This window comes from Pseudomonas sp. 21615526 (assembly GCF_013386245.1).
In the GTDB taxonomy this organism is placed as follows: domain Bacteria; phylum Pseudomonadota; class Gammaproteobacteria; order Pseudomonadales; family Pseudomonadaceae; genus Aquipseudomonas.
In genome coordinates this window covers 77,492-94,715 of the sequence record NZ_JACAOM010000012.1, presented here as the reverse complement: position 1 = coordinate 94,715, position 17,224 = coordinate 77,492, and the positions used below count along the sequence as shown (strand labels likewise).

The 17,224-nt window shown below is 62.9% G+C and carries 14 protein-coding genes and 2 pseudogenes; 6 read left to right on the top strand and 10 right to left on the bottom strand.

From position 1 onward, the window contains the following. Positions 1-3: 3 nt before the first annotated feature. Positions 4-1,515, bottom strand: coding sequence for an efflux transporter outer membrane subunit (locus HX786_RS05365; protein ID WP_178911799.1), 1,512 nt, complete (start codon positions 1,513-1,515; stop codon positions 4-6). A 182-nt stretch (positions 1,516-1,697) separates the two neighbouring features. Here HX786_RS05365 and HX786_RS05360 point away from each other — a divergent pair, with 182 nt between their 5' ends. Then, complete coding sequence (locus HX786_RS05360; RefSeq protein WP_003216257.1) at positions 1,698-2,666, top strand: LysR family transcriptional regulator; 969 nt, start codon at positions 1,698-1,700, stop codon at positions 2,664-2,666. A gap of 12 nt (positions 2,667-2,678) precedes the next feature. Here HX786_RS05360 and HX786_RS05355 read toward each other — a convergent pair whose 3' ends face one another. The 4 genes from HX786_RS05355 to HX786_RS05340 are packed head-to-tail and all read right to left on the bottom strand — an operon-like array spanning position 2,679 to position 9,000. Next, complete coding sequence (locus HX786_RS05355; RefSeq protein ID WP_003216256.1) at positions 2,679-4,043, bottom strand: heavy metal sensor histidine kinase; 1,365 nt, start codon at positions 4,041-4,043, stop codon at positions 2,679-2,681. Then, entirely contained in the window at positions 4,033-4,710 is a 678-nt protein-coding gene (locus HX786_RS05350; RefSeq protein ID WP_003216255.1) for a heavy metal response regulator transcription factor, read from the bottom strand. Before HX786_RS05350 ends, HX786_RS05355 begins: the two co-directional genes overlap by 11 nt. Before the next feature lie 31 nt (positions 4,711-4,741). After that, positions 4,742-7,837 carry a multidrug efflux RND transporter permease subunit gene (locus HX786_RS05345; protein ID WP_008434191.1) on the bottom strand — a complete coding sequence of 1,032 codons (3,096 nt, stop codon included), beginning with the start codon at positions 7,835-7,837 and terminating at the stop codon, positions 4,742-4,744. After that, positions 7,834-9,000 carry an efflux RND transporter periplasmic adaptor subunit gene (locus HX786_RS05340; protein ID WP_003216249.1) on the bottom strand — a complete coding sequence of 389 codons (1,167 nt, stop codon included), beginning with the start codon at positions 8,998-9,000 and terminating at the stop codon, positions 7,834-7,836. Before HX786_RS05340 ends, HX786_RS05345 begins: the two co-directional genes overlap by 4 nt. Positions 9,001-9,214: 214 nt before the next feature. Between HX786_RS05340 and HX786_RS05335 the strand changes: the two genes are divergently transcribed. The 4 genes and pseudogenes from HX786_RS05335 (at position 9,215) to HX786_RS05325 (ending at position 12,100) form a co-directional block, all read left to right on the top strand. Continuing rightward, complete coding sequence (locus HX786_RS05335) at positions 9,215-9,457, top strand: hypothetical protein (RefSeq protein ID WP_003216247.1); 243 nt, start codon at positions 9,215-9,217, stop codon at positions 9,455-9,457. A 169-nt stretch (positions 9,458-9,626) separates the two neighbouring features. Next, positions 9,627-10,418 (top strand): transporter substrate-binding domain-containing protein, encoded by a 792-nt coding sequence (locus HX786_RS05330; RefSeq protein ID WP_008434195.1) that lies wholly within the window; start codon positions 9,627-9,629, stop codon positions 10,416-10,418. 107 nt (positions 10,419-10,525) lie between these two features. Then, a pseudogene (locus HX786_RS32290) lies at positions 10,526-10,807 on the top strand (PAS domain-containing protein); the annotation flags it as partial. Between the two features lie 246 nt (positions 10,808-11,053). Then, positions 11,054-12,100 (top strand): methyl-accepting chemotaxis protein, encoded by a 1,047-nt coding sequence (locus tag HX786_RS05325; RefSeq protein WP_372846356.1) that lies wholly within the window; start codon positions 11,054-11,056, stop codon positions 12,098-12,100. Between the two features lie 3 nt (positions 12,101-12,103). Here the strand turns inward: HX786_RS05325 and HX786_RS05320 are convergent, their stop codons facing one another. The 5 genes and pseudogenes from HX786_RS05320 to HX786_RS05305 all read right to left on the bottom strand — a co-directional run bounded on the left by HX786_RS05320 (position 12,104) and on the right by HX786_RS05305 (position 15,497). Next, positions 12,104-12,847 (bottom strand): YkgJ family cysteine cluster protein, encoded by a 744-nt coding sequence (locus HX786_RS05320; protein ID WP_003216242.1) that lies wholly within the window; start codon positions 12,845-12,847, stop codon positions 12,104-12,106. Between the two features lie 108 nt (positions 12,848-12,955). Next, positions 12,956-13,438 (bottom strand): N-acetyltransferase, encoded by a 483-nt coding sequence (locus HX786_RS05315; protein ID WP_003216240.1) that lies wholly within the window; start codon positions 13,436-13,438, stop codon positions 12,956-12,958. 3 nt (positions 13,439-13,441) lie between these two features. Then, positions 13,442-14,344, bottom strand: a complete 903-nt coding sequence (locus HX786_RS05310; RefSeq protein ID WP_102369883.1) for a chemotaxis protein CheV — start codon at positions 14,342-14,344, stop codon at positions 13,442-13,444. A gap of 51 nt (positions 14,345-14,395) precedes the next feature. Then, a pseudogene (locus HX786_RS31835) lies at positions 14,396-14,494 on the bottom strand (outer membrane lipoprotein carrier protein LolA); the annotation flags it as partial. Positions 14,495-14,522: 28 nt separating this feature from the next. Next, complete coding sequence (locus HX786_RS05305; RefSeq protein ID WP_178911797.1) at positions 14,523-15,497, bottom strand: D-glycerate dehydrogenase; 975 nt, start codon at positions 15,495-15,497, stop codon at positions 14,523-14,525. Between the two features lie 351 nt (positions 15,498-15,848). On the opposite strand from HX786_RS05305, the gene HX786_RS05300 reads away from it, so the two are divergent. Continuing rightward, positions 15,849-17,171 (top strand): OprD family porin, encoded by a 1,323-nt coding sequence (locus tag HX786_RS05300; RefSeq protein ID WP_008434205.1) that lies wholly within the window; start codon positions 15,849-15,851, stop codon positions 17,169-17,171. The last annotated feature ends 53 nt before the right edge of the window (positions 17,172-17,224 follow it).

The following is a 17,224-nucleotide window of genomic DNA, read 5'->3' as shown; positions in this document are numbered from 1 at the left end:
TACTCAGTGATCAAACACGGCGAGGGCCGCCGGGGTCTTGCTCGGTAAAGTCTGGCTGTCCTGAGGTACATCGCTGCCGGCACCGAGGCCACCGCCCAACGCGGTCACCAGTTCGGCGTGGGCACTCAGGCGTGCGGCCTGGACCTGCTGCTGCACCTGCTGCTGGCGGAACAACAGGCTCTGGGCATTCAGCACGTTGAGGTAGTCGGTGAGGCCGCGCTGGTAGGCGATCATCGCGATGTCATAGGTTTTCTGCGCCGAGGCCACGGATTCGGCGGCGAAGGCTTGCTGCTTGTCCATCGACTCGCGGCGGATCAACTGGTCGCTGATGCCCTTGAGCGCGTTGACCAGGGTCTGGTTGTAGTGCGCGACGGCGATGTCGTAGCCGGCGCTGGCTTCACCCAGTTGCGAGCGCAGGCGGCCACCGTCGAAGATCGGCAGGCTGATGGCAGGGCCGGCGGTGTAGTTGAGTTTCTTACCGGTCAGGAAACTCAGCATTCCGCCGCCGGTGGCGACGTAGCCGAGGCTGCCCACCAGGTCGACGTTGGGGTAGAAACCGGCGTGGGCCACATCAATGCCACGGGCCTGGGCCGCCACTTGCCAGCGGCTGGCGACCACGTCCGGGCGCTGGCCGAGCAGTTCGGCGGGCAAGCTCGACGGCAGTTTCAGCGGTGCCGCGAGGGACAGGGTGGGCCGCTGCAACTGCGCGCCCGCCCCCGGCCCTTTGCCCGCCAGCGCGGCCAACTGGTTGCGACTCAGGGCGATCTGTTCATCCAGGGCGTCCATCTGGCGATGGGTTTCCGGCAGCGGCGTCTCGGCCTGGCTGACTTCGAAGTGGGTGCCGATCCCACCATTCAAACGCTTTTGCGCCAGGTCGAGAATCTGTTGTTGCTGGGCCAGGGTGGCGGCCACGATATCGCGCTGGGCGAAGTGCAACGACAGCTGGATATAGGCGCGCACCACGTTGTTCTGCAATTCGAGCTGCGCCTGGCGCGCTTCGGCGGCGCTCATGTGGGCCATGTCCACGGCGCGCTCGGTGGCGTTGCTTTCGCGGCCCCAGAGGTCGAGGGCATAACTCAGCCCCAGGGACGCGTTGTTGTCCCAGGTGGTGGAATTGTCCAGCGCGCCCGGGCCGTAGAATTGGTCGCTGGGCCAGTTATGGCGCTTGAGCGTGGCATCACCATTGATCTGCAACGACTCGGCCGACTCGGCGATCCCGGCCATGGCCCGGGCTTCACGCACACGTGCAGCGGCCATGGCCATGCTCGGGCTGCCTTGCACGGCGAGGTCGATCCAGTGGTTGAGTTGCGGGTCGCCGTAGGCTTGCCACCATTGCGCGGTGGGCCAGTGGGCGTCCTGGGCGGCGCTTTTGATCGCCTCGTCGGTGGCCAATGAACTGGCGACGAGTGACTGGCCTTGAGGGGCAATTCCTCCGGTTCCGATGCAGCCGCTGATTGCTAACGATAAGGCCCAAACACTGAGAGTCTTCAGCTCTCTGCTGATGCGACGCGGCACTGCTGCGAATTCCTGAGAGGGTGTTGCGGGGAAGGTGGCGCAATTCTAAGGGGCGGGCCGGATGGCGATAAGGTGGGATTCTTGTGAATCTTTGTTACCGTTCAGGCGATAATCCGTTCGTAGGGATCACTGGATCCTGCAACTTCGTGTCACAATTTGCCATCTCCCCTGAGAGCACCTTAATGGACACCTTGCAAAACATGCGCGCCTTCAGTTGTGTGGCCGAAGCCGGCAGCTTCACCGCCGCCGCCGTGCAACTGGATACCACCACGGCCAACGTCTCGCGCGCGGTCTCCAACCTTGAGGCCCATCTGCAAACCCGTTTGCTCAACCGCACCACCCGCCGCATCGCCCTGACCGAGGCCGGCAAGCGCTATTTGCTGCGTTGCGAGCAGATCCTGGCGTATGTCGAGGAAGCGGAAGCCGAAGCCAGCGACGCCCACGCCCGCCCCGCCGGGCAGCTGAAAGTGCACACCATGACCGGCATCGGCCAGCACTTCGTGATCGATGCGATTGCCCGCTACCGCCGCACCCACCCGGACGTGACCTTTGACCTGACCATGGCCAACCGCGTGCCGGACCTGCTGGATGAGGGTTACGACGTGTCCATCGTGCTCGCCAGCGAGTTGCCGGATTCGGGGTTTGTCTCGCAGCGCCTGGGGATAACTTACAGCATCGCCTGTGCCTCGCCGGCCTACGTCAAGGCCAACGGCTGCGCGCAACGGCCCAGCGACCTGCTCAACCACGCGTGCCTGCGCCTGGTCAGCCCGGTGATTCAGCTGGATAAATGGTCGTTCAATGGCCCGGAAGGCCAGGAAAGTGTGGCGATCAACAGCTCACCGTTCCTGGTGAACTCGGCGGATGCGATGAAGACCGCGATCACCAGCGGCATGGGCGTTGGCCTGTTGCCGGTGTATGCGGCGATTGAAGGGCTGCGCAACGGCACCCTGGTGCGGGTGATGCCCAACTACCGCTCCCAGGAGCTCAACCTGTACGCCATCTACCCATCGCGCCAATACCTGGATGCGAAGATCAAGACGTGGGTGGAATACCTGCGCAGCTCCCTGCCGGAAATCATGGCCGCGCATCAGGCGGAACTGGCGGCCTATGAGCTAAGTGGCAGTTTGGGCGGGGTACGACTGAGTAACTGAGGGGGGCAGCCACTACACCGGCAGCGTAATGCCAAAGGTGTTGCCGCCGCCCTCGCTGCGCACAAACACATCTCCGCCGTGCATCAACGCGATCGCCTTGACGATCGCCAGTCCCAACCCGTGATTCGCCCCGCTATTGCTGCGGGACGCGTCCACCCGATAGAACCGCTCGAACAACCGGGGCAGGTGCTCGCTGGCAATCTCATCGCCCGGGTTGGTCACCCCGATCGCCACGTGGTCCTCCAGCACTTCGATCTTCACCTCGATCACCTGGCCAGGCGCCGTATGCTGCACCGCATTGCTCAACAGGTTGATCAACGCCCGGCGCAAGTGCGCCTTCTCGATCTGCACCTGGGCATCGCCGGTCACACGCACCTGCACCTGGGCGTCCTCGAGGATAAAGTCCAGGTAATCCAGGGTGGTCGCCACTTCATCCGCCAGCGAACTGGTGATCAGCTTGGTGGCCTTGCTGCCCTGGTCGGCACTGGCCAGGAACAGCATGTCATTGATGATCGAGCGCAGCCGTTCCAGCTCTTCGAGGTTCGATTGCAGCACCTCGAAATAATGCTCGGCCGAACGCCCACGGGTCAGCGCCACCTGGGTCTGGCCGATCAGGTTGGTCAGCGGCGAGCGCAGCTCATGGGCCACATCGGCGTTGAATGACTCCAGGCGCGAATAGGCCTGTTCTACCCGGTCGAGGGTCGAGTTGAAGGAGTTGACGAACTGCTTCAGCTCCGGCGGCAATGGCGACAATTGCAGGCGCCCGGAGAGTTTCGGCGGTGCAAGTTTCTGCGCCTCGTCCGACAGCTTGATCAGCGGCTTGAGACCGATGCGCGCCACCCAGAACCCCAGCAGCGAGGCCAGCAGCACGCCGACAAACGCCAGGCCGATCAGCGCCACCAGCAGTTGATGCTGGGTGGCGCGGAAGTTCTCGGTGTCGACCGCGATCAGGAAACGCAGCGGCGGGCGCTGCTCCTTGGCTGGAAACTGGCTGACCAATACTTTGAACGGGTAGGCATGGCCCGGCAGGCGCAAGTCGCGCTTGCCGGTCGGGCCGGCGGCAAAGGCGCGAATCTGCGCGTCCGGGTTGCCGTATTCGTAGGTCGGGTCGCTGCTCACCACCCAGAAGCGAATGCGCTTGTCTTCCTCTCCCAACAACTTGAGCTTGGCGGTGATCTTCGCCCAATGGTCCGGCGTACCGAAGCGATTGACCGAAGACTCCAGCACGCTGTAGCGCGCATCCAGCTCGGCCCCGGGCAGCAGGCCCAGGCCTTTGTCCACCTGCTGGTACAGCGCGCCGCCGATCAACAGGAAGATCAGCAGCGCCACCAGGGTGAACATGCCGCTCAGGCGCAGGGCGATGGAGTTAGCCGACACTGCGGTTCTCCAGCACGTAACCCATGCCACGGATGGTGTGCAGCAGTTTCTGTTCGAACGGCCCGTCGAGCTTGGCCCGCAGGCGTTTGATCGCTACTTCCACCACATTGGCGTCACTGTCGAAATTGATATCCCAGACCATTTCCGCAATCGAGGTCTTGGACAGGATTTCACCCTGGCGCCGGGCCAATACGCTGAGCAGCGAGAACTCCTTGGCGGTCAGGTCCAGGCGAACGCCGTTGCGACTGGCCTTGCGGCTGATCAGGTCGATCCACAGGTCGGCGATGGTCACCTGCACCGGCTCATGCCCGCCACTGCGACGGGTCAGGGCTTGCAGGCGCGCCACCAGTTCGAGGAACGAGAACGGCTTGCCGAGGTAATCATCCGCGCCTTCGCGCAGGCCGCGAATACGGTCTTCCACGCGCTCGCGGGCGGTGAGCATGATCACCGGCGTCTGCTTGCGCGCCCGCAGCGCGCGCAATACACCAAAGCCATCCAGGCCGGGCAGCATCACGTCGAGCACGATGACCGCGTAATCGTTCTCCAGGGCCAGGTGCAACCCTTCGACGCCTTCACGGGCGACGTCGACGGTATAGCCTTGCTCCGTCAGGCCGCGGTGCAGGTAGTCGGCGGTTTTTTCTTCGTCTTCAATAATCAGTACACGCATGAGCCTTTTGTTCCAGGACGGGGCCTCAGCCTCAGTGTGTGATTGCCAGCTGGGGAGCTGGTTTGGGTCTGTGGAAAAACTTCTCGAGGTACAAGTATATGACCGGTGTGGTGAACAGCGTCAGCGCCTGGCTCACCAGTAACCCGCCCACCACCGCGATACCCAGCGGCTGGCGCATTTCCGCGCCGGGGCCGGAGCCCAGCATCAGCGGCACCGCACCCAGCAGGGCGGCCAGGGTGGTCATGATGATCGGCCGGAACCGCGTGACACACGCCTCATAAATCGCTTCCTCGGGCGGCAGGCCGCGTACGCGCTGAGCGTCCAGGGCGAAGTCGATCATCAGGATACCGTTCTTCTTCACGATCCCGATCAGCAGCACCAGGCCGATCAACGCCATGATCGAAAAGTCCTGGCCCATCAGTGACAGCATGATCAGCGCCCCCAACCCCGCCGATGGCAAGGTGGAGATGATCGTCAGCGGGTGCACGAAGCTCTCGTACAGCACACCCAGGATAATGTAGACCGCCACCAGTGCCGCGAGGATCAGCCAGGGCTGGCTGGCCAATGAACTCTGGAACGCCTGGGCCGCGCCCTGGAAGTTGCCGATGATGGTGGTCGGCATGCCGATTTCATTCTTCGCCTGGTTGAGCAGGATCACCGCATCGCCCAACGCGACGCCGGGTGCCAGGTTGAAAGACAGGTTGGCCGCCGGGAACATGCCGTCATGGCTGATGGACAACGGCCCGACGGTAGGCGGGTCGACCTTGGCCACCGCCGACAGCGGCACCATCTCGTTGGTCAGCGGCGAGCGCAGGTAGAAGTAGTTCAGGCTTTCGGCCTTGCCGCGTTGCTGGGTGTCCAGTTCCAGCACCACCTGGTACTGGTTGATCTCGGTCTGGAACTCGTTGATCTGGCGCTGGCCGAAGGCGTCGTACAGCGCCTGGTCCACATCGGTGGCGGTGAGGCCAAACCGCGCGGCGGCCTGACGGTCGATGCTGATGTGGGTGATGCTGCCGCCCAGTTGCAAGTCGTTGGACAGGTCGCGGAACGCCGGGTTTGCCCGCAGTTTTTCGGTGAGGCGCTGGGTCCAGGTATTCAGGGTCGGGCCGTCATTGCTCTTGAGCACGTACTGGTACTGGGCGCGGCTGGGGCCGGAGCTCAAGTTGATGTCCTGGCCGGCCCGCAGGTACAGGACGATGCCCGGCACTTTCGCCAGTTTCGGGCGGATCCGGTCGATAAACTGGCTGGCCGACACGTCGCGATCCCCGCGATCTTTCAAGGCAATCCAGAACCGGCCGTTGGCGATGGTCTGGTTGCTGCCGGTCACACCCACCGAATGGGAGAACGCTTCCACCGCCGGGTCATCCTTGACGATCTCGGCGATTGCCTTGTGCTTGGCGACCATGTCCGGGAACGACACGTCGGCCGCCGCTTCGCTGGTGCCGAGGACGAAGCCGGTGTCTTGTACCGGAAAGAAACCCTTGGGGATAAACACGTAGCCGACCACGGCCAGGGCCAGGGTCACCATGAAGATCGCGGCCATGGTGCGTTGATGGGCCAGGGCGCGGCGCAGATTGCGCGCATAGCCGGCCAGCAGGCGTTCGCTGAAACCGGGTTTGTCGTGGGCATGATGGGTTGGTGCGCGCATGAACAATGCGGCCAGGGTCGGCGCCAGGGTCAGCGAGACCACCACCGAAATCAGGATGGTCGAGGTGGCTGTCAAGGCAAACTCCTTGAACAACCGCCCCACGACACCGCCCATGAACAGCAGCGGGATAAACGCCGCCACCAGCGAGAAGCTGATGGAGACCACGGTAAAACCGATTTCACCCGCGCCCTTGATCGCGGCTTCGCGCTTGTCGAGGCCCGCTTCCAGGTGGCGGTGAATGTTCTCCACCACCACGATCGCATCGTCCACCACAAACCCCACGGCGATCACGATCGCCACCAGGGTCAGGTTGTTCAGGCTGAAGCCCATCAGGTACATCAGGGCAAAACTGGCCACCAGCGACACGCCGAGCACGCTGGACACGATCAACGTGGCCGACAGCTGGCGCAGGAACAGCGCCATCACCGCCACCACCAGCAGGATGGCGATCAGCAGGGTCACTTCCACTTCATGCAGGGACGCGCGGATGGTCTTGGTGCGGTCGGTCAACACGCTGACCTGCACCGAGGCCGGCAGCATGGCTTGCAGGCGCGGCAGTTCGGCTTGAATGCGGTCCACGGTCTCGACGATATTCGCGCCGGGCTGGCGGGAGATCACCAGGTTGACGCCTGGGGTGTCGCCGGACCAGGCCTGCACGTAGGCGTTTTCCGAGCCGTTGATGACTTTGGCGATATCCCGCAGCTGTACAGGTGCCCCGTCCTTGTAGGACACGATCAGCTGGGCGTAATCCTCGGGGTGGAACAACTGGTCGTTGGTCGAGAGGGTCGACACGCTGTTCTCGCCGTAGATCGCGCCCTTGGCCAGGTTCAGGCTCGATTGCTGGATCGCCAGGCGCACGTCCGCCAGGGTCAGGCCGATGGCCGCGAGTTTATCGGCCGACGCCTGCACCCGGATGGCCGGGCGTTGCTGGCCGGTAATGTTGATCTGGCCGACGCCGTCGATCTGGCTGATCTGCCGGGCCAGCAGGGTTTCCACGTAGTCGCTCAGCTCGGTGCTGGGCATGCTGTCGGAACTGACGCTGAGGATCAGCACCGGGCTGTCCGCCGGGTTGACCTTCTTCCAGGTCGGCAGGCTCGGCATGTCGCTGGGCAGTTTGCCGGACGCGGTGTTGATCGCCGCCTGCACTTCCTGGGCGGCGGTGTCGATGCTCTTGGTAAGGGTGAATTGCAGGGTCAGCAGGCTGGAGCCCAAGGCACTGCTGGAGGTCATCTGGGTCATGCCGGGGATGGCGCTGAATTGCACCTCCAGCGGCGTTGCCACGGATGAGGCCATGGTGTCCGGGCTGGCGCCGGGCAGCGTCGCACTGACCTGGATCGTCGGAAATTCCGCTTCCGGCAGTGGGGCGATGGCCAGGCGTGGGAAGGCAATCATCCCGAGCAATACCAGGGCGAAGGTCAGCAGCAAGGTGGCGACCGGGTGGTCGACGCACCAGGCCGACGGCGAACGACTGCCACTCATGGCTGCACCTTGGCATCAACGGTCTGGATCACCTGCGGCGGCTCCTTGAGCACATCAACCTGGGCGCCCGCCTTGAGCCGTGACTGGCCGTCGCTGACCAGCACATCGCCGGCCTGCACACCCTGGAGGATGTTCATGTCGCTGTTCTGGTACAGCACCTGCACCGGCACCACCTCTACCTTGTCACCCTTGAGCCGGTACACGAAGTGCGAATCCAGGCCGCGTTGCACCACGGTAGGCGGCACCACCAGGGCATTCTTGTGCAGGGCGGTCTGGATGCGGATCGTCACCAACTGCCCCGGCCAGAGTTTCTGAGCGCCGTTGCTGAACTCGGCCTTGGCGCGGATGGTGCCGGTGGTGCCGCTGATCTGGTTGTCGATCAGGCTCAGGCGGCCCTCCCCCAGCAGGTCGCCGGTCTGGCCGTCGGTGTCGGCGCCCATGTAGGCGTTGACGTCGGCGGGCAGTTGCGCGGCGATCAGGCCTTGCAGGGTCGGAAGCATCTGTTGCGGCAGGGAGAACTCGACGGCAATCGGGTCGATCTGGGTCACGGAGAACAAGCCCTGGGTGTCGCTCATGCGCAGGAAGTTGCCTTCATCCACTGTGCGAATCCCGACGCGACCGGTAACCGGCGAGCGAATCTGGGTGTAGGAAAGCTGCACCTGGGCCGAATCAATCGCGGCCTGGTTGCCTTGGGCCGTGGCCTTGAGCTGGTTGACCAGGGCTTGTTGCTGGTCATAGGTCTGCTTGGACACGCCGTCGTCGATGCTCAGTTCCTTGTAGCGCTTGAGGTTGACCAGCGCGACTTGCAGTTGCGCCTGGCTTTCCCCGAGCTGCGCCTTGGCCTGGTCCAGGCTGGCGCGGATCGAGCGGTCATCAATGGTCGCCAGCAGGTCGCCGGCCTTCACCAGTTGACCTTCCTTGACCAGCAATTTGGTAAGGATGCCGTCGATCTGCGGGCGAATCACCACGCTGTGCAACGACAGCACCGAGCCGATGCCGCTGACAAACCGCGGGATGTCCTGCTGTTTGACGCTGATCACCCGCACCGGGATCGCCGACGATGCGGTCAGTTTGGTCTTGGCCGGGCGGGTCACCACCCAGGCAACCACGGCCAGTACCACAAGGACGCCCACGATCAAGGCAGGTTTTCGTTGAATGTGCATGGGGTGAGGCGCCAGGGCAAAGGATCGGAAGAATGAAGGCTCTTTATAGCCCGCCAACCGGGTCAGCAAAGTGACTGCTAACTGACAGCGCCGTCAGTAAAGTCCGACCATTCGTACGAGCAGTGGTTAAAGATCCGAGGCGCGCAGGTATACTGCGCGGCGGTGTGGCCTGCAAGTCGGGCCCGCGTCATTTTCAGTACTCCCCGGAGCCACCATGAATTCCCCGACACAACCCGCTGTTGAAGCGGTCGACATCGACCAACAGGCCAACCCTGACAGCGTCGAAGGCGAAACCAAGGCCGAGATCCCGGCGTTCAAGTTTCCGTTCAAGCCGGGCGAACTGGCCGGGGCGAAAAACGCCAGCCAGCCGTGGTACAAAAACGGCGCCAAGAACGGCCACACCAAGAGCCCGGGCATGGCGCCTCCCGGCACCCGTCGCTCGATGGGCAAGCGCTGACCGGTAATAAATCCTCCGTAATGGAGATTTATGCCTACAACAGTTACTGACGTTTCGCCTTGTAGGCCTGCGGCCAATTCTTGAAAGCTTGCATGACACCCGCTTGCCCCGACTCTTTCGCTCGGGGCTGGACGTGGTAAAGCTGGTTTTCTGGAAAAGGACGTCCCCTGTGGTTCTGATACGCACCTGTGTCGTGCTGTTGTTGTCGCTGATGGCCAGCGTTTTCTCCACCACTGCGGCCAGCGGTCAACCACGGCATGAAATTCGTTTCGCCGTTGCTGCGCAATTTCCACCCTTCCAAAGCCGCAATCAACATGGCCAGCTTGCAGGGCTGAACATCGAGCTGGGCAATGCCTTATGCATACAGCTCAATGTGCGGTGTACCTGGGTCGACCAGGTCCTTGTGGAAAACTTCCCCGCCCTTGAAGCCAGGCAATTCGACGCGATCATGGGCATGGCCCCTACACTGAAACGGCGCCAGCGGGTGAATTTCACCGATAACCTTTATCCGATCACCACGCGCCTGGTGGCCCGCAAGACATCAGGGTTGAAGCCGACCCCACGGTCACTGAAGGGCAAGCGCGTGGGCGTTCTGGTGGGCAGCAACCGCGAAGCCTTCGCCCTGTCGAAGTGGGCGCCCAAGGGGGTCATCGTCAAGGCATTCTGGCGCAATGACGAGCTGATCCGCAGCCTGCTGGCAGGCGACATCGATGCAACATTGCAAGGCACCGTGGAAATCCGTGAGGCGCTGCTCGACACCGCTGATGGTCAGGTTTTCGACTTCCTCGGCCCTCACGTCTCCACCGAACTGCTGGGTAACGGCGTGGCGATCGCACTGCGCAAGCCCGACACCGCCTTGCGCAGCGCCCTCAATCACGCCCTCGAGCAACTGAAACAGAGCGGCGAATACCAACGCATCATCGAGCCCTACCGCCTGGACGCGCCGCTCTCCAGACCGTAATGGCCAATTAATTGCGCGGAACATGAGCTGGATCAGTATTTGCCCAACCGGTGCGCTTAGAGTCGACGCCCTGCCGACTCCTCCAACAATCACGAGCGCGCTTTTCCATGAAGATCAATCTGCCGGTCACCGGTCGAAATGTGGATTTTGCCCCCGACGCCAATATCCTCTCGACCACCGACCTGACCAGCGCAATTACCTACGCCAACCAGGACTTCATCGATATCAGCGGCTACACCCGCGAGGAGCTGCTGGGCACGCCGCACAACCTGCTGCGTCACCCGGACATGCCGGCCGCGGCGTTTGCGCACATGTGGCAGGTATTGAAAAGCGGTCGCTCGTGGATGGGCATGGTGAAAAATCGCTGCAAGAACGGCGATCACTATTGGGTCAGTGCCTATGCCACGCCGGTCACCCGGGACGGCGTGACGGTGGAGTATCAATCGGTGCGCACCAAGCCCGATGCACGGCGGGTGCATCGGGCCGAACGGGCCTATGCCCGCCTGCGTGCCGGCACTCGGCGAGCACGGCCCGTGGTGGGCATGACCTTCAAGCTGTCGGCATGGGTCCTGGGGGCTTGCGCCGCAACCTGGGCATTGGGCCTTGGGCTGGCGACTTATCCGCTGACCTGGCAACTGCTGGCGGGAACGGCGGCCTGCGCCGTGGGGGTAGCGGGTGTGCATGGCTTGTTACGGCCCCTGGCACAGTTGAACCAGCGGGCACGGCTGATTGCCGATAACCCGCTGAGCCAGGCGATCTACACCGGGCGCAAGGACGAGTTCGGGCGTATCGAGTTTGCCATGCAGATGCTGGAGGCCCAGGTGGGCGCAGTGGTCGGCCGGATTGGCGATGCGTCGCAACGTCTGTCCGGCCATGCCGCGGCGCTGGTGCAACAACTGGACAGCAGCCACACCAGCAGCCTCGGCCAACAGACCCAGACGGATCAGGTCGCCGCTGCGATCAATCAAATGGCCGCCAGCGTGGCGCAAGTCGCCGAGCACGCGTTGCAGGCGTCCAGGGCCGCTGACCAGGCCGGCAGCGAAACCCGCGAGGGCCATCAACGGGTGGATGAAAGCCGCGACGCGGTGCTGCGTTTGTCCGAGGAACTGGCGCGGGCCACCGCAGTGATCCATCAACTGGAAAGCCACAGCGGCGATATTTCCGGGGTGCTGGAAGTGATCCGGGCGATTGCCGAACAGACCAACCTGCTGGCGCTGAATGCCGCCATCGAAGCGGCGCGGGCCGGGGAGCAAGGACGCGGGTTTGCCGTGGTGGCCGATGAGGTACGAGGCCTGGCCCAGCGTACGCAGGATTCGACCAATGAGATCCAGCACATGATCAGCACCCTGCAAGGCGGCGCCCGGGATGCAGTGCAGGCGATGGCGCAAAGCAGCCAGCATGTCGAGGCCAGCGTCGATCAGGCCCAGCGCGCCGCTGCCGCACTGGATGGGATCAGCCAGCGAGTGACCCGAATTACCGCCATGAGCCAGCAGATTGCGGCGGCGGTGGAAGAACAGAGTGCGGTGAGCGAGGACATCAACCGCAACATCATCGGCATTCGCAATGCCGGGGAAGTGACGGTCAGCGCTGGCCAGCAGAGCCAGCTCAGCTCAGGGGACGTGGCGGGGCTGGCGGATGACTTGCGGCGGTTGGCGGAGGAATTCTGGGGCAAGCGGCGCTAGCGCTTAAGCCGCCCGCAATGAAATGAACGCATAGTTGGCCGGCACCTCGGTGGCAATCCGGGCGCCGGCGTCCAGCAACTGCTCGGCAATGTCCATCCCGGACACATGAAACACCCACTCATTGGCCTGCACGACTTCTTGCGTCGCCAACTCGATCGCCTGGGCAAACAGGCCCATGTCGGGCAAGTACGCGGTAAACCCATCGCCCTTGAGCGCCGTGGTATGGATGCCCAGCAACCCGCACACGGCTTCCTTGGCCTGGATATCATCGCGGTCAGCCTGGCGTGAGCGGCGGATCAACTCGGCCAGCTCCTTGTCCATCAACTCGCCCCCCACGATCAGCGCCGGCCCCTGCTCCCAGGATTCCGGCGGGCAGTCCTTGGCTGCCGGGTTCAACGGGATGTGCGGATTGATCTCCATCGGGTAGATGCGGCACACCAACGGCCGCCGCTCGTAAATGCGGCAACGGTCGTCTTCGTCAAGATTCCGGCAGCGCCCGGCGTTATAGGCGGCAAAGGTGATTGCCACATACGCCTCGGTATTGCCGCTGGGCACGATGGCGGAACGGCGTTGCGCGTGGTCACGTTGCAACTCGGGCAGCCCCAGGCCACTGCCCAGGAAACCTTCCACCAGCACGATGACATTACCGCCGTCAGCCGCCCAGCTGCGGGCTTCTTCAAGGGTCAAGGGCACATGGTGGTCGGTGCAGCATTTGCCGCAACCGACGCAGGAAAAATGGGTATTCATGGAGGGTCTGTCACCAGGCAAGGTCAGAAGGCACTCATGAACGGTGGCGGGTTTTTGCCTCTGTTCACCGTTCTGCCTCTGTGCAAAGCAAGTTATGCGCCAGCGCCGTCAGTCCTCGGGGACAAGGTCGCGAAGCACAAACACCATGCCCACACGTTCATACAGCCGCCGTGCCCGCAAGTTGGACTCCAGCACCTTGAGGTCGACAAACGCTTCGCCGCGTTGCTTGAACACCTGGAAGGTGTGCAGCAATAACGCACGGCCCAACCCCATGCCCTGGGCACAGGGGTGAATGGCCAGGTTCTTGATGTAGGCGCTGGTCCAGCATTGGGACACACCCAGGATGCCGCTGGCGTTACTCGCCACCAGGCACAGTTTGGGGTCGAACTCGGCATCGGTAACGAACTGCTGGCGCCAGTGCTCAAGGGAGCCGACCCGTCCGCCGCCTTGTTCCTGGGCCAGGCTCAATACCGCATGGATCGCCGGGGCCATGGCTTCGCGGTAATGATCCAGCTGGATATCCGCCGGCCACTGCGGGGCGGGCAGGCTGCCGGTGAGGTCGCGGCGCAGCAGCTGGAAATATTCACCCACCGGTCACAGGCCCTGTTGCGCCACGGTCTGGGCGGCTACCACCAGGCACTTGGTCAGTTCCGGCGAAGAAAACTTGGTGAGTACCGCATTGGCGCCGGCCAAGCGGGCTTTTTCGCTGTTCATCGCACTGTCCAGGGAGGTGTGCAGCAGCACATAAAGGTCCTGGAAGTCCGGGGTTTCCCGCAGGGTTCGGGTAAAGGCGTAGCCGTCCATTTCGGACATTTCGATGTCCGAGACCACCACGTTGATTTGCTCGACGGTGCCTTGCAGCTCCAGCAAACGGTCAATGGCTTCCTTGGCGCTGCGGGCGGTGTGGCAGGTGAGGCCGAGGTTGCGCAGGGTGTGCACCGACTGCTGCAGCGCTACCTGGCTGTCGTCCACCACCAGGATTCGGGCGTTGCCCAGCACTTCGGCTTCTTCCATGGTCAGGTCGGTGGGCGCCGCTTCGATCTGCGCCGGGGCGATGCCGTGGATGACTTTCTCGATGTCCAGCACTTGCACCAGGGCGCCTTCGACCTGGGTCACGCCGGTGATAAACGAACGCGTACCGCCGGAACCAAACGGCGGCGGGCGAATGTCGGTGGTCAGGCAGTGCACGATCTTGCTCACCGCCTGCACATGCAGGCCCTGCTTGGAACGGCTTACATCGGTGACGATCAGGCAGCCGCCGTCCGGGTCTTGCAGGGGCATTTCCCCCAGGGCGCGGCTCAGGTCGATCACCGACAACGCGGTGCCGCGCAAGGTGGCGATGCCTTTGACGTGGGGGTGCGACTCCGGCAGCTTGGTCAGCGGCGGGCAGGGAATGATTTCACTGACTTTCAGCAGGTTGATCGCCATCAGCTTGCCGCTGCGCAAGGTAAAGAGCAGAAGCGAGAGTGAATCTGCGCGGGCTTTGGTGGTGGACATAAAAACCTTCTGTGGATCAGGGATGACGATCTATAGACCGTTATCGACTTGCACGCGAAAAACTGTAGGAGCGAGCTTGCTCGCGAAGAACCTGAGGGCGCTGTGTTTATCCAGGCTGCCCGCGTTATCGTTGACGCGTTTCGCGAGCAAGCTCGCTCCTACCTACAACAAGCAGTCGTCAGCCCTTCCACACCTGCGGGTTTACCAGATCCTGCGGACGCTCGCCCAGCAAGGCGCTGCGCAGGTTTTCCAGGGCGCGGTTGGCCATGGCTTCGCGGGTCTCGTTGGTGGCCGAGCCGATGTGCGGCAGGGTCACCGCATTGCTCAGCTGGAACAGCGGCGACTCGGACAGCGGCTCCTGCTCATACACATCCAGGCCCGCACCACGGATTGTGTGGTTTTGCAGGGCCTGGATCAGCGCCGGCTCATCCACCACCGGGCCACGGGAGATGTTCACCAGGATCGCACTGGACTTCATCAGGCCCAGTTCACGATGGCTGATCAGGTGGCGGGTTTTCTCGCTCAACGGCACCACCAGGCAGACGAAATCGGCTTCGGCCAGCAACTGGTCGAGGCTGCGAAATTGCGCGCCGAGTTCCTGTTCCAGTTCGGTCTTGCGGCTGTTACCGCTGTATAGAATCGGCATGTTGAAGCCCAGGCGACCCCGACGGGCGATGGCCGCGCCGATGTTGCCCATGCCGACGATACCCAGGGTCTTGCCGTGTACATCACAGCCAAACAACGGCGCGCCGACGCTGGCTTTCCACTGGCCGGCCTTGGTCCAGGCGTCCAGTTCGGCGACGCGGCGGGCGCTGCTCATCAGCAGGGCGAAGGCCAGGTCGGCGGTGCTTTCGGTGAGCACATCCGGGGTGTTGGTGAGCATGATCCCGCGCTCATTGAAGTACGCCAGGTCGTAGTTGTCGTAGCCCACCGACACGCTGGAAACCACTTCCAGTTTGCTCGCACCTTCCAGTTGCGCGCGGCCCAGTTTGCGGCCTACGCCGATCAGGCCGTGGGCATGGGGCAAGGCTTCGTTGAACTGGGCGTTGATGTCGCCCTGCTTGGGGTTGGGGGCGATGACATCGAAATCCTGTTGCAGGCGTTCGATCATTTCCGGGGTGACGCGGCTGAAGGCGAGGACGGTCTTTTTCATGGAAGGCGGGCTCATCGACTACGTGGGAATGGCAAGCACGCTAACATTCTTGGGTAGGGCTTGTCAGGCCGCCCCTCACACCCCACTGCCAGACTGTTGCGATTTGGGCAACAGTCATTATCTTGTTACACTCTGTATCGCACCGCTCACCTGCGCTAATTTGTCGCATCGATGAGCGCAGCGGTTAAGACCGACCCGCTCTCCCCCGATTTCCCTCGACTTATTTCCAGGGCTCTACACTGGGGATCTGTCTTAAAGCCGCTGAGTTCAGCGGCTTTTTTTTGCGCTGAAAAAAGGCCAGGAACCCCAACAACACTGGCCGGTTTCGATTGACCCAAAGGAGCTCCACCGGTGAAAACCTCGCTGACGTTCACCCCGTTATTCCTCGCGATTGCTGCAACGATCGTTCCCCTTGCCCACGCGGCAGACACCCCGGCCACCGACGGCTTCGTCGAAGGTTCCAGCTTCAAGATCAACACCCGCAACTACTACATGAACCGCGACCGTCGCGACATTCACACCGATGACAGCAAGGAATGGGGCCAGGGCTTCATCGGCATCTTCGAATCCGGCTACACCCCCGGCATCGTCGGCTTCGGCCTGGACGCCAACGCCATGCTCGGCCTCAAGCTCGACGGCGGTGGCGGCACCGATGGCTCGAGCATCCTGCCGGTAAGCTCCGGCAACGGCAAAGCGCCCGGCTCGTTCTCCACCGCCGGCGCCACCCTGAAAATGCGCGCCTTCGACACCGAACTGAAAGCCGGCGACCTGTTCCTCAACAACCCGGTGATTGCCGGCGGCATGACCCGCATGCTGCCCCAGACCTTCCGCGGCGTGAGCCTGACCAACCACAGCCTGGACGGCTGGATGTTCGAGGGCGGCCAGGCCAGCTTCACCAAGCTCTACAACCAGAGCGGCCGTCGCCGCATCGGCACCAGCTACGGCGCATTGCCCAATGGCGAAGACAGCCGCCACCTGGACTGGGCCGGCGTGTCCTTCAGCGGCGTGCCGGGGCTGACCAGCAACCTGTACGCGTCCGAACTCAAGGACATCTGGAACCAGTACTACTACGACCTGGACTACACCTGGCAGTTGAACGAGCTGGTCAGCCTGAACCCGGGCCTGCACTACTACCACACCCAGGAGACCGGCAAAGCCTTGCTGGGCAACATCGACAACAACACCTACAGCCTGCATTTCACCGTGGGCGTGGGCAATCACAGCGTTACCGCCGCCTACCAGCGGGTCAACGGCAACACGCCGTTCGACTACATCAGCCAGGGCGACAGCATCTACCTGGACAACTCCCAGCAATACTCCGACTTCAACGGCCCCAACGAGCGCTCGTGGAAGCTCAAGTACGCCTATGACTTCGTCGGGCTGGGCCTGCCGGGCCTGACCTCGGCGGTGTCGTATATCAGCGGCAAGACCGACCTGACCACGGTCGATCCGGACAGCCGTGGTTACTCATCCTGGTACAGTGCCGACGGCAAGAACGCCAAGCACTGGGAACGGGACATCGACCTCAAGTACGTGGTGCAAGGCGGCAAGGCCAAGGACCTGGCCGTGCGCCTGCAATGGGCGACCAATCGCGGCGGCAATGGCTACGCGGCAGTGGACCGGGACGTGGATGAGTACCGCGTGATCGTCGACTATCCGATTGACGTTTTTTAACCTTCAGGCTTTCTTTTAGCGGCGACGACTTATTTTTCACAGCATGGAACTAA